20 protein-coding genes are annotated in these 22,676 nt (G+C 62.4%); 11 read left to right on the forward strand and 9 right to left on the reverse strand.

Features of this window, described 5'->3' with window-relative positions:
* Positions 1 to 2: 2 nt before the first annotated feature.
* The 8 genes from JOE30_RS06485 to JOE30_RS06520 are packed head-to-tail and all read right to left on the reverse strand — an operon-like array spanning position 3 to position 9,055.
* Positions 3 to 1,490: a cellulase family glycosylhydrolase gene (locus JOE30_RS06485; RefSeq protein WP_204869866.1), complete on the reverse strand. Its 1,488-nt coding sequence runs from the start codon at positions 1,488 to 1,490 to the stop codon at positions 3 to 5.
* Positions 1,487 to 2,716: an acyltransferase gene (locus tag JOE30_RS06490; RefSeq protein ID WP_204869867.1), complete on the reverse strand. Its 1,230-nt coding sequence runs from the start codon at positions 2,714 to 2,716 to the stop codon at positions 1,487 to 1,489. The genes JOE30_RS06485 and JOE30_RS06490 overlap by 4 nt, the downstream gene beginning before the upstream one ends.
* On the reverse strand, positions 2,713 to 4,113 hold the full coding sequence (locus JOE30_RS21645; protein WP_204869868.1) for an O-antigen ligase family protein: 1,401 nt from the start codon (positions 4,111 to 4,113) through the stop codon (positions 2,713 to 2,715). Before JOE30_RS21645 ends, JOE30_RS06490 begins: the two co-directional genes overlap by 4 nt.
* A complete protein-coding gene (locus JOE30_RS06500) occupies positions 4,110 to 5,222 on the reverse strand; it encodes a glycosyltransferase family 4 protein (protein WP_204869869.1) in 1,113 nt (370 codons plus the stop codon). The genes JOE30_RS21645 and JOE30_RS06500 overlap by 4 nt, the downstream gene beginning before the upstream one ends.
* Positions 5,219 to 6,397, reverse strand: a complete 1,179-nt coding sequence (locus JOE30_RS06505; RefSeq protein ID WP_204869870.1) for a hypothetical protein — start codon at positions 6,395 to 6,397, stop codon at positions 5,219 to 5,221. The genes JOE30_RS06500 and JOE30_RS06505 overlap by 4 nt, the downstream gene beginning before the upstream one ends.
* Positions 6,394 to 7,515: a glycosyltransferase family 1 protein gene (locus JOE30_RS06510; protein WP_204869871.1), complete on the reverse strand. Its 1,122-nt coding sequence runs from the start codon at positions 7,513 to 7,515 to the stop codon at positions 6,394 to 6,396. Before JOE30_RS06510 ends, JOE30_RS06505 begins: the two co-directional genes overlap by 4 nt.
* Positions 7,515 to 8,063, reverse strand: a complete 549-nt coding sequence (locus JOE30_RS06515; protein ID WP_204869872.1) for an acyltransferase — start codon at positions 8,061 to 8,063, stop codon at positions 7,515 to 7,517. The genes JOE30_RS06510 and JOE30_RS06515 overlap by 1 nt, the downstream gene beginning before the upstream one ends.
* A complete protein-coding gene (locus JOE30_RS06520; protein ID WP_204869873.1) occupies positions 8,060 to 9,055 on the reverse strand; it encodes a GDP-mannose 4,6-dehydratase in 996 nt (331 codons plus the stop codon). The genes JOE30_RS06515 and JOE30_RS06520 overlap by 4 nt, the downstream gene beginning before the upstream one ends.
* Before the next feature lie 252 nt (positions 9,056 to 9,307).
* Between JOE30_RS06520 and JOE30_RS06525 the strand changes: the two genes are divergently transcribed.
* Positions 9,308 to 10,618, forward strand: coding sequence for a polysaccharide biosynthesis tyrosine autokinase (locus tag JOE30_RS06525; protein WP_204869874.1), 1,311 nt, complete (start codon positions 9,308 to 9,310; stop codon positions 10,616 to 10,618).
* A gap of 9 nt (positions 10,619 to 10,627) precedes the next feature.
* Here JOE30_RS06525 and JOE30_RS06530 read toward each other — a convergent pair whose 3' ends face one another.
* Positions 10,628 to 11,212, reverse strand: a complete 585-nt coding sequence (locus JOE30_RS06530) for an acyltransferase (protein WP_239532501.1) — start codon at positions 11,210 to 11,212, stop codon at positions 10,628 to 10,630.
* A gap of 257 nt (positions 11,213 to 11,469) precedes the next feature.
* Here JOE30_RS06530 and JOE30_RS06535 point away from each other — a divergent pair, with 257 nt between their 5' ends.
* The 10 genes from JOE30_RS06535 to JOE30_RS06580 all read left to right on the forward strand — a co-directional run bounded on the left by JOE30_RS06535 (position 11,470) and on the right by JOE30_RS06580 (position 22,584).
* Entirely contained in the window at positions 11,470 to 12,516 is a 1,047-nt protein-coding gene (locus JOE30_RS06535) for a glycosyltransferase (RefSeq protein WP_204869875.1), read from the forward strand.
* 143 nt (positions 12,517 to 12,659) lie between these two features.
* Positions 12,660 to 13,190 carry an acyltransferase gene (locus JOE30_RS06540; protein WP_204869876.1) on the forward strand — a complete coding sequence of 177 codons (531 nt, stop codon included), beginning with the start codon at positions 12,660 to 12,662 and terminating at the stop codon, positions 13,188 to 13,190.
* 441 nt (positions 13,191 to 13,631) lie between these two features.
* Positions 13,632 to 14,855, forward strand: coding sequence for an oligosaccharide flippase family protein (locus JOE30_RS06545; RefSeq protein ID WP_307806086.1), 1,224 nt, complete (start codon positions 13,632 to 13,634; stop codon positions 14,853 to 14,855).
* The gene (locus JOE30_RS06550; RefSeq protein ID WP_204869878.1) at positions 14,852 to 15,838 is read left to right on the forward strand and encodes an NAD-dependent epimerase/dehydratase family protein; all 987 of its coding nucleotides are present in this window, start codon (positions 14,852 to 14,854) and stop codon (positions 15,836 to 15,838) included. The genes JOE30_RS06545 and JOE30_RS06550 overlap by 4 nt, the downstream gene beginning before the upstream one ends.
* A gap of 229 nt (positions 15,839 to 16,067) precedes the next feature.
* Entirely contained in the window at positions 16,068 to 16,883 is an 816-nt protein-coding gene (locus JOE30_RS06555) for a glycosyltransferase family 4 protein (protein WP_204869879.1), read from the forward strand.
* A 77-nt stretch (positions 16,884 to 16,960) separates the two neighbouring features.
* The gene (locus JOE30_RS06560) at positions 16,961 to 18,241 is read left to right on the forward strand and encodes a hypothetical protein (protein ID WP_204869880.1); all 1,281 of its coding nucleotides are present in this window, start codon (positions 16,961 to 16,963) and stop codon (positions 18,239 to 18,241) included.
* Positions 18,242 to 18,612: 371 nt separating this feature from the next.
* Positions 18,613 to 19,302, forward strand: coding sequence for a hypothetical protein (locus tag JOE30_RS06565; protein ID WP_204869881.1), 690 nt, complete (start codon positions 18,613 to 18,615; stop codon positions 19,300 to 19,302).
* A gap of 35 nt (positions 19,303 to 19,337) precedes the next feature.
* On the forward strand, positions 19,338 to 20,576 hold the full coding sequence (locus JOE30_RS06570) for a glycosyltransferase family 4 protein (protein WP_204869882.1): 1,239 nt from the start codon (positions 19,338 to 19,340) through the stop codon (positions 20,574 to 20,576).
* Positions 20,573 to 21,604, forward strand: a complete 1,032-nt coding sequence (gmd, locus tag JOE30_RS06575; RefSeq protein WP_204869883.1) for a GDP-mannose 4,6-dehydratase — start codon at positions 20,573 to 20,575, stop codon at positions 21,602 to 21,604. Before JOE30_RS06570 ends, gmd begins: the two co-directional genes overlap by 4 nt.
* Positions 21,605 to 21,606: 2 nt before the next feature.
* Complete coding sequence (locus tag JOE30_RS06580; RefSeq protein ID WP_204869884.1) at positions 21,607 to 22,584, forward strand: GDP-L-fucose synthase; 978 nt, start codon at positions 21,607 to 21,609, stop codon at positions 22,582 to 22,584.
* Positions 22,585 to 22,676: the final 92 nt, after the last annotated feature.

A 22,676-nucleotide genomic window follows, 5' to 3' on the forward strand; every position in this document is an offset into this window, starting at 1 on the left:
CGTCACCGATCCCGGATCACCACTGCCCCGTCTGTCGGGTTCCACAGGATGCGGCCGAACTCGAAGTCCACGACGCGCTGACCGTCGGGCGCCTCGTACTCCCCGGTGACCGGGAACCCGAGCTCCGGCCGCCACTGATCGAGGATCGCGCCGACGACTGCCCACGTGCCGAACCGGGGTTCGGAGAACACCCGGAATCCGCCGTCGGCCAGCAGGTCCTGGTACCCGTCGTGGAATGGGCCTGCCGGAACGAGCCCCGTGGTGCGGGCGATGTCGGCGACCGCCGGCGGTGAGGTGAGCCAGCCGCTCGCAGTCGAGTACAGGTTGCCGTGGGCGTACTGGCGGCCCGAGCCCGCAGGGAGCGCGAAGACCGGCCCCCACGGTTCGCCGAGCTCGGCAGGCGCGGCGGCGTCGAACCGGTTCGCGATGTCGCGCTGCGGCAGTCCCGCCGCGGCCAGTGCGGCCAACTGCCCGTAGACGGGTTTGGGCACGAAGGCATCGTCGAGCACACCGAAGCGCGCCTCCGGATCAGGGGACAGGCTGTCGCCGTCACGGACGGTGTAGACGAAGAACGGCCCGCCGTAGGGCACCTCGCCCCACTGCTGCGCCGACTCCACGATGAGCCGCGCCTGCGTGTCTGCATCCACGCCGGTGTCGGGTGCGCCGTACTCGGTGATCCAGATGCGTGCCGCCGCGTCCCCGTGTTCCACCATCGTCTGCCGCATCCTGATGATCTGTTGCACAGCGGAATTGGGGTACAGGCCGGCATCGGCCAGGCTGGTTCCGTAGTCGTAGGCGTGGTACGAGAGCGCGTGGAACGACCCGGCCGCACCGGCGGCGTACATGCCCGTGAGGAACTCGTTCGAGTCCGTCCGGCCGTCGGTGGTGTCCGTGTTGCCCAGCGCCCCGGCCACGACGACGGCGTCGGGATCGGCCGCGGTGACGGCGGTGAAGGCCGACTGCAGCATGGCGGTGTAGCGGACGGGGTCGGGGTTCGGCCAGAAGAACAGTCGGCCGTTCGGCTCGTTCCAGATCTCGTAGGTCGAGACCCGCCCTCGATACCGATCGGCGACGACGCCCGCGAACGCGCCGTATTCCTGCGGGTTGCGGGGAGCCGCCGCTGCGAGGTCGGAGAACCCGATGGCTGCCCACGCCGGTGTCGTGGTCAGCGTGGCCACCACGTCCAGGCCGGCAGCGCGGGCGGCGTCGACCACCCGATCGGAGGGTCGCCAGTCATAGTGTCCGCGAGCGGGTTCGGCGAAGCGCCACGAGATGTCGATACGTACCGACGTCGCGCCGCCGTCGCGGACTGCGGCCATCGTCCGAGAGACGTCCGCGTCGTCGGCCCACAGGATGGACGCGCCGGTGGAGTACCCGAGCACCCGGGGCGGCGCCACCGGCTCCTCGGGGACAGGCGGCGCAGTCCGGTCACGCGCACACCCCGCCGCCACTGCCGCGGCCGTGAGCACGAGGAAGCCCCGTCGGTTCACGCGGTGCGTCCGGCTCGCCATCGCATCATCGGACGTTCCACCAGGTAGTACGTCAGCGACCCGAGCGCCACCGTCAGAGACATGACCAGCACGAAGCCCCACAGCAGACCGAATGCTGTGGGCGGGATGGGAATGCCGGCACGGCCGACCAGGACCAGGACGGGGTAGTGCCACAGATAGGAGGACAGGGAGACCATGCCGAGATACTTGAGGGGCGCCCAGTCGGTCATCCGCGCGAGCCGGGAGTCCTCGCCGCGGCCGAGAGGCGCGACGATCGCCAGAATGGAGGCGCACGATGCGATCGCGAACACCGAGGAGATGTAGCGAGATCCGAGCGCGAACAACAGCATCGAGCCGGACAGCGCCAGGACGGCGATGCTGAGGAGAACCGCCGACAGCCGCGACGTCGACAAGCGGGAGAACGCCCCTCGGGCGATCGCGGCGTAGACGACGGCCGCCACCATGCCCCAGGCGAAGTGGTCGGCGAGAGCGAGGAAGCTGCGCGAGAACACCGCGACCCAGTTCGGTCCCCAGTACTGCTCGAGCGGTGGGAGGCCGCTCGCATGCTGCAGCCTGCCGACGACGGTGTTGACGATCAGTCCGAGCGCGATGAGCGCCACCGCGGGGATCAGCGCGGTCACGAGGGGTCGCCGGCCTCCGCGGCCGAACCGGAAGAGCAGGAAGCCCGCGATCGGGAGGACGAGGTAGAAGCCCCACTCCGTGCTCAGCGACCAGGAGGGATTGATCCCGGTCTGCAGAGTGCTGGGGAAGTACGACTGGGTCAGCGTCAGGTGCGCCAGGAGGGGGAGCGGCGCGGTGATGGTGCCGGTGCCGTCGGCGGAATGATCCCAGCCGCTCGTCACGGGATTCACCACGTAGCCGGCGCCCAGCACGAAGTTCACGATCAGGAAGATGACGATGTAGGCGGGAAACACCCGTCGGACGCGGGCGACGAAGTAGCGCTTCGTGTTCGGGAACGCCGCCCCGTCGGCGAAGCGCGTGACGTACGGCAGATAGAGCAGGAACCCGGACAGCGCGAAGAAGAACGTGAGGGCCTGGCCCAGGAAGTCGATCCGCGTCGACGCGACGATGTTCGGGGTGTGCACCACGGCCACGTGGGCGAGGACGACGCAGATCGCGGCGACACCGCGGGGGCCCTCGAGACCGGCGATCCAGGCCTTCCTCTGAGTCGGCGGTGCGGTGACGGGAGCGGGGGTATCGGTCACCGGGGAACCTCCTGCAGCTGAGCATGATCGGGTTCGACGGCGGTGTCGTCCGAGAGGGGTGTCGGGTTGACGGTGAGGAGAGCGAGGAAGGCCGAGAACACCATCGTGACGATCGGGTTGGTGACCACCGGGAAGTCCAGTTGCAGTGCGACGAGGAGGAACCCGATGAAGGCCGCGCCGATCACGCCGGCCTGCCAGTGCGTCGACGACCGCATCCGTCGGTAGGCGATGATCACCGCGGTCAGCAGCAGTGCGAGGAACGCGATGCCGACGAAGATGCCTCCGCGGTACAGCGTCAGCAACGGCGTGTTGGCGACGTAGTTCGCGTCGTAGCCGGCCACCTCGTCGATGAACTCGCGGGCGCCCCACCCTCGCCCGAAGAGCCAGTGCCCGTCCATCGACGGAAGGAAGTTGTCGAGCGCGCGGGCCCTGTCGCTCGTTCCACGATCGGACGAGCTGAAACTGGACAGGAATCGCGTGTTGACGGCGGGGATGGCGAGCGCAACGGCCGCTCCCACGAGTGTTGCCGTCACGACGATCACTCGGGTGCGTGTCCGCAGCCGCTGAAAGGCGAGGTACACCGCCAGCGCGACGATCACCGACAGGATGGCCGAGCGCGACAGGGTCGCTATCAGCGCCAGGCCGATGACGGCACTCGAGACGATGCGGATCCACCCGCGGGTCAGCGCCAATGCGAGGGCGAAGCCGAGGAACAGGAAGATGCCCGCCACGTTCGGGTCGATGTAGGTGCCGGCCAACCGGCGGATGGACGTGCCTCCCACCTCGAACCACCGCAGCGTGGTGCCGATGATTCCTGTGTTCCCATACCCGATGGGAGACAGGACGGAGATCGCTGTCCCGGTGCGGTCGAAGAACAGGAGCAGGAGGGAGCCGCCGCCGCCCACCACCGCGCCGCACACGTAGGACAGGCCGAAGCGACGCAGGTCGACCGCATCGAGTCGCAGCAGCGGGAAGACCAGTGACGTCGCCACCGTCCACTTGAGGAATTCGGTCACATGGACTCCGCTGGTGGCACTCACGGTGACCGACGCGAACGAGACGAGCAGCAGCAGCGCCACCATCACGTCGAGTCCGCGCACCCGTGGGACAGGGGGCGGGTGGGTGAGCATGGCGGCCCACACCGCGACCGCGAGGAGCAGCACCGCGGGTCCCGCGCCGGGGATCACCGCGAACGGAATGCCACCGAGCGTGAATCCCAGTGCGGCGTAGACGAACGTCGGTGAAGCCAGGGTGACCGTCACGCCGACCACCATGCCGATCAGGCCCACCGCGAGCAGCCGGGCCGCGCTGGTGCTCGATCCGGAGAGCAGTCCCACCGCGACGGCTACACCGGCGCCGAGGACGCCCACCAGGAGGGATGCTCTGCGGGGGGTCACGGCGCCAACCACTCCTGCACCGCGCGGTGCGGTGCGCCCTGGTTCCAGCGGTCGGCGTTGGTCCGGTACAGGGCGTCGCCGTCGGCCACCGCGGCGGAACGGTCGAGCAGGTATCGCCGGCAGCGTTGCACGAACTCGTGCTTGTCGTCGATGCCGTCGATTCCCAGGACGGGTCCGAGCGATCCGACGGCTGCGGTGGTGCCGACGACGGGCATGCCCCGGCTGGCCGCGTCGAGGATCTTCACCCGGACCCCGCCGCCGGTGACGATGGGCGCGACCATGGCGCGGCTCGTGGAGAGAAACGCGTCCAGATCGTCGACGAAGCCCAGATCCTCCACACCGGGCGGCAGCGGTACGGGCCGACCGGGTCCGCGCGAGCCCACGATGCGCAGTTCCGCACCGTCGATGCCGCGGGCGATGTCCGGCCACCACGTCAGCAGCCGTTCGAACGCCTCCTGGTTGGGCGACCACCGGCGGTCGCCGAGGAACACCAGCCGAGGGCCGGACTCGCCGATGTTCACCTGAGCCTTCGGGGGCAGTGTCAGATCCAGCCAGTGCGCTCGTCGCACCCCGTGATCGGAGTAGAACTGCGCCTCCTCCGCGTCGTACGTCCCGACGGAGTAGGCCTGGCGGGCGACGCGGAGTTCGTCGCGCACGATGCGGCGCGAATCGACCCGGCCGAGCATTCCTCGGGTCGCCCTCCACACCAACGTCTCCGACACGACGGTGCTCACCGCCAGGATGGGGTCACCGTGTCGACGGGTGTGTGCCCGCGAGGAGTGCAGGAACGCCTCGGCCATGTAGCTGTGGTCTGCGACGAAGATGTCGGCGTCGGTGTCGTCCACGGCCTTCACGAGGCTGTCCGACGTGAAGCGCGTGTGCACGAGACTGCGACGGGTGCGCAGGCTCCGGCTCACCAGTTCGGCCGGGCGCGGGGCCGTCTTGGGGATACGGACGACGTCGGCCTCCGCCACCTCCGGGCGGCCGGAGAGGCACACGACGGCGATGTCGTACGACGACCGGGCGAGCGTCATCACCAAATTCGCCATCGTCAGATCGCCGGTCGACTCGAACCGGGGATCCTTGGCCAGAAGGAATGCCGCTTTCATCGAGTAGCCCTGTCGTGGAGTGGTTCTCGGACCGAAGAGGACGCGGCGCCGTGCACGGCGCGGTGGTACACGAACAGCAGGGCGGCCTCGCACACCACACAGGCCACGGCCGCGCCGTACCCGCCGAGCGGTCCCACGAGCAACGCCAGCGCCGCGAGCTTCGCCACCGCCACGGCGACGGTCGCTTTCACCCGCAGGGCGTCGCGCTTCTGCACGAACAGCACGACGATGAACGAGTGATTGATGGCCCGCGCGACCACGAACAGCGAGAGGATGAGCGTGATGTGGCCGGTGTGGTCGGCGCCGCCCCAGAGCAGGATGCCGACGCCGACGACGGCCATCGACCCACCGGTGAGCAGACCGACCTTGACGACGTCGCGAAGCGCCGGCGCTCCCGAGACGTGACCGCCGGCGGCCCGGATCTTCTCGAGGTAGGTGTTGGCGTAGTTCTGGCCGATGGTCGAGATGGCCAGTGCCGCCACGAGTGCCACGGAGTAGTAGCCCGCGACCTCGTCACCCGCGACCCACCCGATCACGACGACATCGCCCTGCGCGTAGAGGGCGGCGGCAAGAGCCTCGAAGGAGAGCAGCGCGAACTCCTTCGGCCCGCCGGGTGCGGCGGGGACCTGTCCGGGGACGTACCGGAGGCAGGCGGCCGCCACCACGAGGTAGGGGAGCAGGTACAGGGCCGCGGCTGTCGACAGCGACGGTGCCTCCACCGCATACAGATACGTGGCACCGAGGACGATGCTCGTGATCTGCCGGACCGCGTCGTAGCGCATGGCGACGTCGGGACGCCCCTCGCGGAGCAGGCGGCTCTTCCAGGTGTTGAACAGCAGCTCGCCCGCCGCGACGAGGATGCCGAATCCGATCACGAACGACGCCGTGAACGCGGCGACACCGACCACCGCCACCACCGAGCCGAACAGCACGCGGGCGCAGCGCTCCCGCTCGTACCGGGCCTCGTCGAGTCGGAGGGACCGGACGTAGAACGCGTTGTCGATGCCGGCGTTCACGATGGCAGCCGTCGCCACCGCGACGGCGTACTGCCCGTACGAGCCGATGCCGAGGGTGTGGATGAGGGCGAACGTCCAGCCGAGCCCGACGAGCCGGCCGCTGTAGTTCCAGAACGACGCCACCCCCGTGCGGAGGAGATGGCTGTCGAGCGCTCTCATCGCACCGAGTACTCGGCGGCATCGACGCTCGCCCCGGCAGACCACGCGTCGAGGAAGACGGCCGCACAGTGGGTCATGGCGTCGGCTCGGCGTACCGCTTCGACCTGCCGGGTGAGATCGTCGAGCCTCGCGCTGTCGCGCACCACAGCGAGGACCGCGGCCGCGAGATCGTCGACGCCGTCGACCCCGACGGCGCCTCCGCGCTCCACCGTCTCCACGAGTGCTCCCTCGGTGATGCAGACGATCGGGGTTCCATAGGCGAACGATCGGGTGACGGCGCTCGAGGCGGGATAGGCCTTGCCGTACGGATTGTGCTTGGAGTACGGCACCAGCAGCAGTCGGATCGACTCGAAGAAGCGGTCCTCGTCGGGACCGTTGACCTCGCCCACGAGGGTCACACCGTCCATCGCCGGCAGTGCCGCCGTTCCTCGTCCGGCGGCGCGGATGTCGATGTCGGCGTCCAGCTCCTCGCGCAGACGGCCGATGAGATCGAAGCCCTTGCCGCGGTAGACGTGGCCGAACAGCCCGACGGCGAGAGGACGCTCCGAGGGCGGAGTGAGATCGGGCCGGGCCGGCACGAAGATGCGTGCCGCGACCGGGTGTGACCGAGGGAAGTTGCGACGGATGCTGTCGGCGCCCATCGTCGTGAGGGCGAAGACGGTGCGCCCCCGCAGCACTCGACGTTGCAGCGCGGTGGTGACGACCCGGAACGGGTAGTGGACGGCGTGGTGCAGGAGGCGGTGGCGCCCCACCAACTTGGTCTTGAACGGCCACCACACCGGGTACGGCGGATCGTGCACCGTGGCCGTGACGGTCACCCCGCGCAGCAGCGACGCCCAGAACACGGACAGTGACCCGCCGCTCTGCTCGAAGTGCACGAGGGTGGGGCCCTGCGCCGACGAGGCCTTCACCAGCGCGCGGATCCGCCGTGCATGGGCGAGCACCTCGCGCGCCGTCTCCGCGCCCTCGGTCTCGATGCGGTAGTCGACGACGTCGAGGAAGTGCGGGGCGACCTCGGTGAGGAAATCGTCGGCGTAGTCGCCGACGCCACTGCGGCCGGCGGCCGGTGCGACGTAGACCAGCCGCGTACGGGCGAGATCCACCACGTCGGGTCCCATCAGTAGAGGAGCGGGCGGAAGGTGGGGTGGTAGTCCAACGCGGACGTGCGCTTGCCCAGTGCCGTGGCGGGGACGCCGGCGGCGATCTCCATCTCGCCCACGTCGCGGCGGACCAGCGACGCGGCACCGATCACCGCGCCGGCACCGATCTCCACGTCCCGCAGCACCGTGGCGCGGCTCGCGATCCACGCGTGGTGTCCCACGTGCACCGGCCCGAGGCGGACACCGAAATCGTCACTGTCGACGTCGTGGTCCGCGGTGATGATGTGGACGTCGGAGGCGATCACCACGTCGTCGTCGATGAGCAGACCCCCGCGGGCGTCCAACAGAACGGACGACCCGATGGAGACGTTGTTGCCGATCACCAGCCGACGGAGCCCGAACGCTGTGGAGCCCAGCATGATCGACGAGCCCGTACCGATGGTGGCACCGAAGAAACGGAGCCACCCCTGACGGAGCGTGTGCGACGGGATGTGGGTGACGAGGAAGTTGAAGACGCGCTCACCCAGCTGTTCCTTGCGCGCGCTCGAGTAGGGCGCCGAGTTCACAGGGCACCGGCCGCACGCTTGGACTGATCGTCGACGTCGTGCCGCACCATCATGCGGACCAGCTCGTCGAAGCCGACCTTGGGGCGCCAGCCGAGTTTGTCGCGAGCTTTGGACGAGTCGCCCACCAACAGGCTCACTTCCGCCGGCCTCACGAAGGCCGGATTGATGTCGACGTGATCGTGCCACTCCGACACACCGATCTCGTCGAAAGCAATGTCCAGGAGGTCACGAATGGAGTGCGTCTCGCCAGTCGCGATGACGTAGTCGTCCGCCTCGTCCTGTTGGAGCATCAGCCACATCGCCTCCGCGTAGTCGCCGGCGAAGCCCCAGTCGCGTTGCGCGTCCAGGTTGCCCAGGGTGACTGTGTTCTGTAGACCGAGCTTGATGCGTGCCACCGACTGCGAGATCTTGCGAGTCACGAATTCAGTTCCTCGATAGGGTGATTCATGATTGAACAACACCCCTGAGCTGGCATGCATCCCGTAGGACTCGCGGTAGTTGATCGTCATGTAGTGGCCGTACACCTTGGCGACGCCGTAGGGCGAGCGCGGCCAGAAGGGCGTCGATTCCGCCTGCGGCACCTGTTGTGCCTTGCCGAACATCTCCGAGCTGGAGGCCTGGTAGAACCGCACGTCCTGGCCCGAGCTGTCCTGGAAGAAGTGGATGGCTTCGAGGATGTTCAGGACACCGCCGCCGGTGACGTCGCTGGTCAGTCGAGCGTTCTGCCAGGACGATGCCACGAAGGACAGTGCGCCCAGGTTGTAGACCTCGTCGGGCTTCGCATGGGCAACTGCACGGATGAGGCTCATGAGATCGAGGAGGTTCCCACTGATCATCTCGACGTAGGGATGGCTTTCGGTGAACAGCTGGGTCCGCAGATTGTTCTGACCGGCGACCAGCCCGAAGACGTCGTACCCCTTCTCGTGCAGCAGTTCGGCGAGGTACATGCCGTCCTGTCCGGTGATTCCTGTGATGAGAGCTCGCTTGCTCAAGACACACCATCGCTTCCGTCCGTCGAGCTCGAGTGTCCGAAACGCCGAACCCCGTCGCGTCGTGCTCCTTCACGTCCCCGTAAACGGGGCCATTTCCGGGTATCGCCGTTTCATTCTGTCAGTGCCGCTGCGCGCGCGGATGACCATTCTGAGAGACCCATGTTGCCCTGCGCTTTTCACTGATCATCCGCATACTATGAGCAATCATTCCCGGCCACAATCGCTGGGTATCTTCCGCGGGGAGAACGGGTCATGGACATACGGGAGTATTTCTCGGCCTGGCGGAGACACTGGGTCACCATCGTCCTGTGCACCGTGCTCGCGGTCGGTGCTGCCGGTGCGGTGTCGGCTCTGTCGCAACCGACCTATGTGGCGACGGCGCGGCTCTTCATCTCGACCACCGGTGGGGGGTCCATCAGCGACGCGTATCAGGGCAGCCTGTTCTCCACCGGCCGCGTCTCGTCGTACGCGGGGCTCGCGGTGGGCAAGCAGGTGGCCGAGCGTGCGATCGACGAACTGGGTCTGAACGTGCCTCCGGAGAGCGTGATGTCGAGAGTCACCGCGGCGGCCGTCACGGGGTCGGTGCTGCTGGACGTGACCGTCAGCGATACCGACGCCGCGGCAGCGCGCGACCTTGCCAACGCGGTGGCGTCGCAGACCAGTCAACTCGTGCAGGAGCTGGAGACGGCGCAGGCGGGGCAACTGCCGGCCGCCACCGCTACCGTGGCCGATTTTGCAGACCTCCCCGTCGCTCCCTCGACCCCCCGCTGGGGCCGCAATCTGGTGTTCGGGCTGTTCGGAGGCATGATCCTCGGTCTCGCGACGGCAGTGGGGCGTTCGGCCCTCGACTCGACCGTGCGTACCGACGACGACATCGCTGCCGGTGCCGCGGGACCTGTGCTCGGTGTCGTTCCCCGCCAGAAGACGCCGTCGGCGGACGTGCTGCTCCTCGGATCGTCCTTCCCGACGGCGGAGGAAGCGTTTCGCGAGATCCGCACGGCGATCCTCGCGCTCGGAGCGGGCACGCCACCGCGGACCATCGTGGTGGCGGCGCCGGCAGTGGGGACCGGATCGACGACGGTGGCGGCAGGACTGGCGGCTGCACTGGCGGACACCGGCAGATCGGTGGCCCTCATCGACGCCGACTTCCGCGGCGGGAGGCTCCCGACTCTGTTCGGTATCGGGGGAGTGCCGGGGCTGAGCGAGTTGCTGCGCGGCAAGGTCACACTCGACGACGCTGTGGTGCCCACCGACCGCGACAACCTCAGCATCATCGGCACCGGCGTCGCCACCGAGTCGTCGAGCGCTCTCTTCGGCCGCGTGACGATGAACGAGATGGTCAAGCAGCTCCACGAGTACTTCGAGTTCGTGATCATCGACGCTCCGCCGGTGCTGTGCTCAGCCGACGCGGCAGTGCTCGCGGGAGTGGCGGACGGCGTCCTGCTGGTGGCACTTCTTGGGTCGACCACCTCGGCGGACCTCACTCACGCGGTGGGGAAGCTCCGCCTGTCCGGCGCGAGTGTTCTGGGGTGTGTGGCCACCAGCCACCGCCGACGCAGGTAGGCGGGCGGCTCAGGTCAGTCGCGGACTTCGCGCCGGGTGATAGTCGAGTGCCGCGTCGCGAACCCCGATCGGACGTGCGGGGACGCCCGCGACGACGGCCAACGGCGCCACGTCGTCGCGTACGAGGGATGCGGCTCCCACCACGGCTCCGGCACCGATGCGCACGCCGACCACCACCATCGACCGACCGGCGATCCAGGCGTGGTGGCCGACGACGATGGGGCAGTACGTGGTGCCGAAATCGTCCGAGTCGACGACGTGCTGGCCACTGATCATCTGCACGTTCGACTCGATCTCCACGTCGTCGTGGATGGTCACCTGCCCCCGCGCGTCGAGCAGGCAACCCGCACCGATGGCGCAGTGCGCGCCGACGACCAGGGATCGCAGCCCCAACACTCGGGTGCCCATCCTGATGGTCGTGCCCTCGCCGATGGTGGCCCCGAACAGCCGCAACCACGCCACCCGAAGCGTGCGTGACGGGATCCGGGTGATCACCACGTTGTACAGGCGCTCGCCGGCCTGCTCCCGGGCACCCGTCTGCACGCGGGAGACCCACTGCTTGCGCGAATCGTCCGTCGAGACCGGTGCCGCCATGCCGACAACTATGGCACGAAAAGGGGCTGCTCGTCGTTGCCCGTCACCGTGCGTGCGCCACCCTTAAAACAGTCGCAGTGCCGCTTTCCGGCCGGTTTCAGCGCCCTCATGAGTAAAGTAGCCCTACCTTTTCCATTGTAAGAACGCAGCCGATGTGAACAAACATTGTTCGGCGTGCGAAGAATGGTTCAGGGCGTTATGTTTCGTCTGCACGCGGGTGGGGAGCGTCGTGCCACCGAAGACCGAGAAGGTGCGAGATGAAGATCGTGCATGTGTCGGAGGCGTTCGGCGGCGGGTTGCGCAGCGCCATCGTGAACTACGTCCGCGGTGCAGACGCCCACGAGCACCACCTGTTCGTCCGCACCCGAGTGGGCCACGAGACCTTCGACGTGCCGGAGACCGCGACCGTCCAGACATTCGACGGCGACCTCATGGCGTTCCTCCGAGACGCACGAAGGTTCATCCTGGGCAACAACTTCGACATCGTGCACCTGCATTCGAGCTACGCGGGACTGCTCCGCGCGATGCTCCCCAAGGGCACCCGCATCGTCTACTCGCCGCACTGCTATGCCATGGAGGAGGGCCACCCCCCCGCGAAGCGGCTCACGTACTGGGCGGTGGAACGCTTCCTCGCCGGCCGCGAGCAGATGCTCATGGCCGTGAGTCCTCGCGAACTGGCCATCGGACACGACCTGCGCCCGAGCATGCCCAGCCGCGAAGTGCCCAACACCGTCACCCCCATGTCGCTCGTCGTGGAGCGCCCGCCCGCGTTGGCACGCCCTCTCGTTGCCATGCTCGGGCGGATCGCCGACCAGAAGGATCCGCGCTTCTTCGCCGAGGTGGCCGAGGTGGTGGGCCCGTTGTGCGAGTTCGTGTGGATCGGATCGGGTGACGAGGGGCGCGAGTGCCTGGAGCGTGCGGGTGTGCGCATCACGGGATGGATCGAGCCGGCCGAGGTTCGTCGTCTGGTCCAGACCGCAAGCCTGTACCTCCACACCGCTGCGTGGGAGGGGGCTCCGCTGTCCACCCTCGAGGCGGCCGAGATGGGATGCCCGATCCTGAGCCGCTCGATTCCCAGCATGGTGTCGCTCAACTACCCCCTGGCGGGTACCACCCCGGTGGAGATGGCGATCGCCGTCCGGCGGTTCTTCGCCGACCTGGACTACCAGGAACTTGTCCGTGCCCAGTCGGTGGAGGTGGCGAAGTCCTTCGACTTCGCGCTGATGGCCGGGCGGTTGACCGAGGCGTACGAGTTTGCTCGGCAACGCCTGAGTCATGGGGCGAAGGCGTCCCCCCGGTTCTGACTCAGAGAGTAGGAGTGACTCGGCGCACCCTCACACACAACGCTAAGGACCTCCTGTCGAGGCAAGGTGTTTCCACCACGCAACTCGGAGTGCACTGGGAGATGGACGGGGCTCACCTCAGAACATGTGGCAACATGCTCTTCGTGAAGACCTTGTCGAAAGCTCGGCGCGTGCTTCGTGGGCGCGTTCTGAATCGCCTGAAAGGCGTACGGGTAGACCATTGGGCGCAGATCGGCCAAATTACTTTGTCACGCCCGCAGCGAGGGACAACCTTGAAGATTGGTGAACGTGCGCGGCTATATGACGGTGTTTCGATCTTTCTAGACCACGAGCATGCGTCAATCGAAATTGGAGACCGGACATACATAAATCGACGCAGCGAGCTAGTATGTCAGAACCACATAAAAATCGGCTCGGACTGCGCCATTTCGTGGGATGTGACCATCTCTGACACCGATTACCATGAGATCATCGGAGGCCGCGCTAGGTCGGCAGAAGTCGTCATCGGCGACAATGTGTGGATTGCCAGCGGTGTGCGAATTCTAAAAGGTGTAACAGTAGGAGACGGGTCGGTGATTGCAGCAGGTTCATTGGTCATTAATGACATTCCGCCCCGCTCTCTAGCTGCTGGCGCACCGGCGGTCGTAAAGAAAAACGTTGAATGGCGACTTTGACTTCTTGATCATTACTATGCGGCGCGCAGCATAAGCGACACTCTTCTTAAGTGTCGAAGATCGCCCGCGTGTCCGACCTTTCGAGGCCGATACGTCCTCCCGGCGGTGCAAGATCCGAGCCAGCGACATATATATTGCCTCGCCACACGCATCGTAAGCGGCTTAGGACTTGGACCGACCGCCCCACAGCGCCTGCTCGAGTCGCGTCAACCATGCACGCACAGTATTCTCACGTTGCCGGTCTCTAGCCGGCTTCACCAGATAGACAGGTAGTGAGCGGATGGCAGGGGCAGGAACCAAACGGCACCTGACGATCGTCCTCACTACTGTACGTACGGCTCGGGAACCACGTTGTATCGGGAAAGAGTACGGTTTTGAGAAGGGAGTCCGGTGACTCGAAGGAGCACCGCCACCCTGCCGGGCGGACGGACGAAACGACTCGTGGGAGCCGCGGGTTGGCTAGGAATCGCAACCATGACCACCCGCGGAAGTCAAGCTGCGCTCCTTTTGTTCGCCGCCACACAGATGGCCCCAGAAGATTATGGACAATTCGCAATCGCAAGTGCCATTGTCATCTTGGCTTCATTAATCGCGGAGGGTGGCGTGGTTCAGGCGACTACGACCGCAACAAATGTAAGCCTACGTGATGAGCAAGCATTAGCTGGTCGGGCCGTCATCGTTGGACTCCTGGTGGCTATTGCTGCTGTGGTCGGCGCCTTTTGGTTCTCGTTCAAAGATGGCTTCGAGCAAACCGTGTATTTCACGACGGTATTAGCCTCATTAATACCACTCACGGCGTGTGCCGCAGTTTCAGCGGGGCGTTTGCAACGTCGGAACATGTTTCGGCAACTGGCCGTGTATCAAATTCAAGGGTCAGCCTTAGCCGCCATACTGTGCGTTACCTTGATCGCAACTGGCTATCCGATGGTTGGCTTGGTGGTTCTATCATCAACCACAACGCTGGTGTATAGCCTTAGAATTTTACTTACGAAGGAAACGAGGATTGTTCCGCGGTTCGAGAAATCAGATCGGCACCTGTCACACCTTTCCAACTACGCTCTTTTATCGAATTTGATCGGTGTCTTTGGCCGTCGCTCGGGCGAATTCGCAGCGGGAATTTTTGCAGGACCCGCCGCTGTAGGACAATTCTCCATAGCCTATAGGGTGCTCACTACCGGGACGGAAGTGTTGCTTCACTCGCGGGAAAGGGTCTTCTTAGCGGATGCAGCGAGACGGGGAAATAATCTGTCCAAAGAAAATAGTTGGAAGACATCGAATAAAGACCAGGTTCGCAACTTGGTCCTTGTCGGGCCGGTTTTCTTAGCGGCGGGAGCTGCATGCTACTTAGGTCTACCGTATCTCTTCGGCCCCGACTGGAACGCAGTGGGAACGCTCGCGATGATTTTATGCCTATCTGGAGTCGCGCAGAGCGGCTTTAATCTCACATATTCGTCTCTGTATGTGATCGAGAATCCGCGCTCGGCTCTCTACTTTCAAGCGTTACAGGTTGTCGTTCTGACTGCAGCGTTGGTCGTCGGAATGATAAGCAGCATTATGGTCGGAGCGATAGCGTATGCTGTTGCATCGTTTGTATTCGCAATATTTACCGTTCCGTTCAGAATCGCAGCGGCATCAGTAAACAGGAGAGCGGGAATGATGGTATGAAACGAGTAATGGTGACCGGCTGTGCCGGCTTTATTGGATCGAAGACAGTTGCTGCTCTTCTGGAGGACCCCGGCGTGGAAGTCGTCGGCATTGATTGCATCACGGACTATTATTCACCGGAGCTAAAGCGAAATCGGTTGGCCGAGATTGACAATAGTCGGTTCGAGTGGCACGAGGTCGATATCAGATCTGAAAGTCTTAAAGAGCATACCGCAGAATTGGACGGAGTCATTCACCTAGCCGGCCAGCCGGGCGTGCGTCCGTCATGGGGAAAGAGCTTCGACAATTACGTCGCACATAATGTTAGTGCTACGCAAGCATTGCTTGAACTCATCAGTACGTCTTCGCCTCTCGCAAAAGTTGTCTACGCATCGTCGTCTTCGGTCTACGGCGACGCGATGCGCTATCCAACCGTAGAATCCGACGTTCCGAGGCCGGTAAGTCCTTATGGCGTGACAAAACTCGCAGGAGAGCACCTCGTCTCGCTCTACGCGAAGAAACGTGGATTGAGTGCTGTTTCACTCCGCTACTTCACCGTCTATGGTCCTGGTCAACGGCCTGACATGGCTTTCACCCGTTTGGCAGCCGCTGCAGTGGCGAGGAAGCCGTTCGGACTTTTCGGTGACGGTTCCCAAGTTCGAGACTTCACGTATGTAGATGATGTCGTTGCTGCAAATCTCTTGGCGCTGACGAATCAGCAGCGGCCGGGGGCGGTCTATAACATTGCAGGTGGCAGCCAGGTCAGCATGCGCACGTGTATAGACCTGGTCTCAGCGTTGACAGGCTCGCCGGTTGCGTTGGCGATGTCAGACCCAATGGCAGGGGACGTCAAGCGCACATCAGGTGGCACAGAGGCCGCTACAACGGAGTTAGGTTGGCTCCCTCGGATTTCAATCGAAGAAGGGCTCGCTGCTCAAGTCGAGTGGGTACGCGACAATCTGCAAACTGTCATCAGCTCGATTGAGAGATACGATGCTAAGTAGTGCAGGGCGGCGCGCGGTCTTCGTGACACGGTCGACGGAGTACTGGGGTGCAGAACGCAGCTTAGTCTCGTTAGCCAAGCTTCTGTCTGACCGCGCCCGACCCGTTACTGTGATGACACCGGGAAACGACCGTATTGCTGCGTCATTCGAGGGCACAGAAGTGCAAGTGCGTAGTTCGCCTCGGTCTAATAATAGGTTCCTAACGACCGCACTGTTGGGTATATTTTTGATGCGATTTCGAGCGTCATCAATAGTAATTTTTGATGCTGACGTTTTGTTCTTTGCGGGTATCTTTAAGCTTATTCATCGCCTGCGCGGCAACGTCCTAGTGCTGGATATTCATGACTATTATCCGAGCGCCCGCGGGCAGCGGAAGTTGCGAATAGTTTCTATGTTCGCGGATCGAGTAGTGGGCGTGAGCCACTTCGTATTGGACCAGATCAGCGTTCGGTCGAACACATCGAGATGTGTTCGACCGATGGTGCTTACGGAGGCTATTCGAGAGCGACCCGTCGGCGATTTTGTCGTCGGCATTGTCGGACGTGTGTCGAGTGATAAAGACGTGCATCGCGTTCTTGAGCTGAGTCGCCTCACATCGAACGATGTTGTTTACTCAATCCGAGGCGGCGCAGATGCATCCTCTGCGGGCTATCTGGCCAGTATATTGGTTGAACTTGAGAAGGCCGAGTTTTCCAATATCCGTTACGAAGGGGTGGTGGAACGGCACGCCCTTTACGACGGTCTGTCGGCACTTTTAGTTTTCAACACAACAGAACCGAGCGGCAGAGTTGTTGCGGAAGCTCAAGCGGCGGGCTGTCCACCAATCGTACCCAATTCAGGGGGCGCCTTTGAGTATGTGGAAGACGGTAGGTCGGGCTTCGTGTATAGCCACGATGACATAGACGGGTTAGCTGCCCTGCTTAATGGACTGGGACAGAATCGAGCGAACAGCTTCGAATTAGAGCAAGCGTGTCGAGAATGGGTTAGTGAGAACTATTCCCCTGACGCGAGTGCAGCGATGTATGCACAAGGCATTGCGCTATGAGTGTACTAGGTTCGCGGCGGCCCCCCGCGAGCACTCCTGGTGACCGCCCGTCGAACAGTGGTTTGAGCTTCGGCGCGATGTACAGCTTTGTGCTAGGGTTTCTTCTAGCCTTTGATAATGTGCCGGTTTTATATGGCATAACTGGCCTCTACCTAGCTTCTCCTGCTCTTGTATTTATTATTTTAGGCGTATGGTTGATGCGCAAGCATGCGCTAAAGAATCCGCGGATGAGATCTTACTCCTTCGCGTGCTATCTCTTGCTGGTGTGGTCTATAGTAAGCATCACAATCCCGACATTATGGGGAAGCGAAGCTAACCTGAACTTGGCCAAAGCAATTACTACACTGACAATCGTTTTTACTTGGCTGGCTGCGGCCTGGTTCGGCGTTCTAGTAGATGAAGCGCCGAGGTTGTTGCGCGCAATAGGTGCCGGTCTGCTGCTTGCATCGATTCTTGGTTTGGCAGTTCAGTTGACCAGTATTTTGCCGTCGGGGTCTACTGATCTAGTTCACGCCATTTCGTGGCACGCGGATCGCCCGCGTGGGTTCAAGTATGAATCGAGTTCTTTCGGCGCATCGATACTTGCGGCGTTCGCACTCCTGTCAGTTGGTGCAAAGCCAAAGGCCGGCTTCGCATTATTACCGGCTGCACTCGCGCTCGTCTTCATCTCGTCAAGTCGCGGTGCGATTGCAGCGCTTGTGTTGGGTTGCCTCATTGGAGGCGTGTTCTACGTTCTTTCTTCTAGCCACGCTGGTCGTTGGGTTGCGGTCATATCCTTTGCAATTACATCAATCTTCTTAAGCTTCTTCGGTTCGGTTTTAGTGCGCGGTGACATCTGGGCTGTTCTCCGAACCGGCACCGGCGGATCGGATGGTATCCGGACCGGTTGGGGATTGGTCGCGTGGCGTGTGCTTTCTGACGGTCCTTTCAGTCTGAACGTAGCAACATATTGGGATCGGATTAGTTACTATATTGCACAGGCTATTCCTGAGATTAGTCAGCAGTATAGTCGCGTGCAAATATCCGAATTCTATGCATTCCTCAACACCACCAGTGACTCTGGACTGTCTCCCAAGACGGTCCCAGCGCTCTTTGCCGTTTGGTTCGGGTGGGCGGGCGTAATCTTTGCGGTAGTGCTTTTGTCTTCGTCGGTTATGGGATTTATGTATCTGAGCAGGCGCACAAGTTCCTATACAGTTATGGCACTGGGGAGCAGTTGCATTATAAGTCTGGTCATGTTTGTTCCTGGGATCTTTCAGTACGAACTTGCGATTGTGGTTGGCATAGGTATTGCAGGTTCCCTCGGTGTCAGAAAAATGCAGGAACCAGTCAATCGCACAGAGGCGAGTATTACATGACGGCTCATCAGGATGCAGGTACTGTTCTGCTAGTAACGGAGCGAGGAACGTCGGTTAGCGTAGGCTTAGGGTTAGTGAGGCGTGTTGCGCATCTGACCGCAGCTCTCGAAGGTGGCGGCGCTCGGGTCGAGCTTCTTGCTTTGATGGATTCGTCCGTCGACGCGTACGTTACTCGAGTATTTCGCACGCTATCCGCTTACCGCGATGTTAGCCGTGCGGCGGCAGGTTCGTCTGTAATCGTTCTGAGTGCATTGGGATCTCCACAAATGCTAATTCTCGGGATCCTTCTAAGCCGCCAGTTCAAAGTTGTCGTTGACGTATGCGATTCTAGTTGGCGTACCACGATCTCCTCGGTTCGACAACGTATGGCAATGCCGGCGTTGAAGTCATTAATTACATCTGTTCTGCTGCCGGTGGCGGCGATCGCGCGAGTCAAACGTACATACATCACTAAAGCGGACGCCTCATTTGATAAGTCCTTAACATCACGCGGCCAGGTTGGCGTGGTCGGTCCGAATGTGCCCGCTGAACTCGCAGAACTCAATGGCTACTATGGGCCGGCTGATCAGATTGTTATACCGGCCGATTTTTCTTCGGAGCATAACCACGCAGGCTTTCTATCGCTCGTTGAAGCCGTGCAATCGGGACGGCTGGTACTGGCTTCCGAGATCGTGATATACGGTCCTCAAGCGCCACCTGGGGCTTTACCGGAGAAGTTCCGATACGCGGGCTTTGCTGATTCACTGCGAGAAATTTACGAAGGCAAGTGCGTGGTCTTCGCGCCCAACCAGAACGCAGTAGGCATGCAAAATAAGGTATGGGAAGCGGTTTGTGCGGGTCGTCGCGTGTTAGCTGGCGCTAACGCCGCGGGGGGTCTCGTTGACTCACCGTTAGTGTCGAGATACATGGATGGCACTGATTTACCAGGCGCATTGGAGAACCTGGTGTCTGGGGCGTCTAATCCAGACCGGTGCGAGAATTGGCGAGAGAACAATATCCTGCGTGGGCCAAAGGATGCGGATATGTTTGCGTTCTTAGTAGAAGGTGATTCGGTGTTATGAGAAACAGGCACGCTAAGGCAATTGCAATCGTGGGCTTGAATTTCGCGCCGGAGTCTACGGGGATTGGTCCTTATACGTCGCAGATGGCTGTAGAGCTTGCGGAACGTGGTTACGACGTGACCGTTTTAACTGGCGTGCCACATTATCCACAATGGAAGCGTTGGACTGGCTGGCAGTCTGTGGATGGTTTCGAACAGATTGACAACTTGAAGGTTGTCCGATTCTGGCATCCGGTTCCCAGAGAAGGACGGCTCGCCGCGCGTGTCGTTATGGAGACTGTGTTTGGTGTGAGGTCGGTGTTGTATTTGGCGCGGCATCGCCTACGCGGCGGAAACACGGTCGTGGTGAGTCCCGCCATGATTAGTTCATTGCTCGTATTGAGTTTTTTGAAGCGTGGGCGAAATCCGAGCTGCTCAATCGCGTGGATTCAGGATGTTTACTCGAACGCCGCAACGGAGGTGCGGTCATCGCATGGCTTAGTGAGTAAATCGGTTGAAACTCTTGAGAGTCGCATGCTGTCGGCCGCGAAGTATGTTTTGGTGATTGATGATCGCTTCAAGGAAGTGGTGCAGCGTTTGGGCGCGACTCATGAGCGCACTCGGACGATGAAGAACTGGGGTCATCTAGGAATAGCTGAACCCAATCGCATCCGCCATTTTCGAGAAGTCCTGGTCGGCTCAAGGGCGAGGCGGATTGTTCTGCATACCGGGAACATGGGTAAGAAGCAGAGCCTGGACGTGGTCGTCGAAGCGGCGCGGTTAGCAGACCTCCGGTCGTCCCCAATTCAGTTTGTACTGACGGGCGACGGTTCAGAGCGACGGCGTCTCGCAAGTATGAGTGAGGGTATCGATCGAATTACAATTATGGATCCGGTCGATACCGCGGATTATCCGAGTCTTCTCCAGGCTGCGGACTTGCTGCTGTTGAACGAAGCGTCAGGGATGATGGAGACCGCCTTGCCCAGTAAGTTGACTGCGTATTTCTCTGCAGGCAAACCAATCATTGGGGCGACTGAGAGTGGAAGCATTACTCACGACACTCTTACTTTGTCCGGCGCCGCGAAGGTTGTATCTCCAGGGTCCGCGCTGGAGTTGATCGAGGCATCTTTATCATTGCTCGCAGATTCTGTCATGCAGGAAAGCCTCGGGGACGCTGGCATTCAGTTCGCGAAGACCCTTAGCGGAGTCGTCGACGCGGCGAATATCATCGAGAAGTGTGTACATGATTTCGATGCGCTCGCATCGGTTTCACTGTCAATGGAGGAGAATCGGTGAGTAGGACGCGAAGAGCTTTGATCACGGGCATCACAGGACAGGATGGTTCGTATCTTGCCGAGCTCTTGTTGGGGAAGGGTTATGAAGTACATGGGCTAATTCGTCGCTCTTCGACTTTCAACACGTCCCGCATAGAGCATCTGTACGTCGATCCACACGATCCTGACGCTAAGTTGTTCCTGCACTACGGCGACCTCAGTGACGGTGCCCGATTGATCACACTTATGGCCCAGATCGACCCGGACGAGGTTTACAACCTGGCCGCGCAGTCTCATGTACGCGTCAGTTTCGACGAGCCGGAGCACACGGGCGATACAACCGGCATCGGGTCCATCCGCCTGCTCGAAGCGGTCCGTTTGGCTGGAGTGAAGTGTCGCTTCTATCAGGCGTCCAGTTCCGAGATGTTCGGAGCATCCCCACCGCCGCAGGACGAGAACACGCTTTTCTACCCCCGGTCCCCTTACGGCGCCGCGAAGGTCTACTCCTACTGGGTGACCCGCAACTACCGCGAGGCGTACGGCCTGTTCGCAGTGAACGGCATCCTCTTCAACCACGAGTCTCCCCGGCGCGGTGAGACGTTCGTGACGCGCAAGATCACACGGGCTGTGGCACGGATCAAGGCTGGCACGGAGAAGGACCTGTACATGGGCAACCTCGATGCCATCCGGGACTGGGGCTACGCGCCCGAGTACGTCGAGGGCATGTGGCGGATGCTGCAGGCGGACGAGCCCCAGGACTTCGTCCTCGCGACCGGCGGCAACTACAGCGTTCGTGATTTCCTGACCACTGCGTTCGAGCACGCAGGCCTGGATTGGGAGAAGCACGTCAAGTTCGACGAGCGCTACCTGCGTCCCACCGAGGTCGATGCACTCGTCGGCGATGCAAGCAAGGCCGAGAGCGTCCTGGGCTGGAAGCCGTCCGTCCATACTCCTGACCTAGCGAAGATCATGGTCGATGCTGACATCGCCGCCCTCGAGCACGAAGGTCGGCCGTGGATCGACCGTCCCGATCTTCCCGACTGGACGTGACTGTGACCGACACATCCACCGACTTCACCGCTGGCCCTCTCGATCGCGACGCGCCGACCTACATCGCCGGTCACCGTGGTCTGGTCGGCTCCAGCCTATGGCGACACTTCGAGAGCGAGGGTTTCTCCAACCTGATCGGGCGCACGTCGTCGGAACTTGATCTGAAGAACCGGGATGCAGTGTTCGAGTTCTTCCGAGACACCGAGCCGCAGGTCGTAGTCCTAGCGGCCGCGAAGGTCGGCGGCATTCTGGCTAACAGCACCTACCCCGTCGATTTTCTGAGCGAGAACCTGCAGATCCAGGTCAATGTGTTGGATGCAGCGCTCGAGCAGCGCGTGTCCCGTGTGCTGTTCCTCGGATCGTCCTGCATCTACCCCAAGTACGCAGAGCAGCCGATCAGAGAAGACTCACTTCTCACCGGCCTGCTGGAACCGACCAACGATGCGTATGCGATCGCCAAGATTGCCGGCATTCTGCAGATCCAGTCGGTTCGACGGCAATATGGCTTGCCCTGGATCTCTGCCATGCCGACCAACTTGTACGGTCCGGGCGATAACTTCTCGCCCGAGGGTTCTCACGTGTTGCCGGCCTTGATCCGACGCTATGACGAGGCTGCCACCGCTGGGGCTGAGAGTGTGACCAACTGGGGCACCGGATCGCCCCGGCGGGAGTTCCTGCACGTCGACGACATGGCGTCGGCATGCCTCCATCTGCTGGAGCACTTCGATGGTCCGCAACAGGTCAACGTCGGTACCGGCGAGGACCAGACCATCGAGGAGATCGCGACGATCGTGGCCGACGCAGTCGGTTACGAGGGGCGCATCGAGTGGGACACCACGAAGCCCGACGGAACGCCTCGAAAGTTGCTCGACGTCTCCACGCTCCGCGGAAGCGGGTGGGAGCCGACGGTAGGGCTCAGAGACGGAATTCGCACCACGGTGCAGTGGTACCGGCAGAACGTCGGCCACCTCCGGGAGTGATCACACCGCCGAATCGGGGGTGACCTCCGAGGCTGACCGTGCGCGCGTGTAGTCAATGCCAGAACGTGCGTGAGCGTCATGGATTCCGGCTC

This window comes from Rhodococcus sp. PvP016 (genome assembly GCF_017832185.1).
Lineage (GTDB): Bacteria > Actinomycetota > Actinomycetes > Mycobacteriales > Mycobacteriaceae > Rhodococcoides.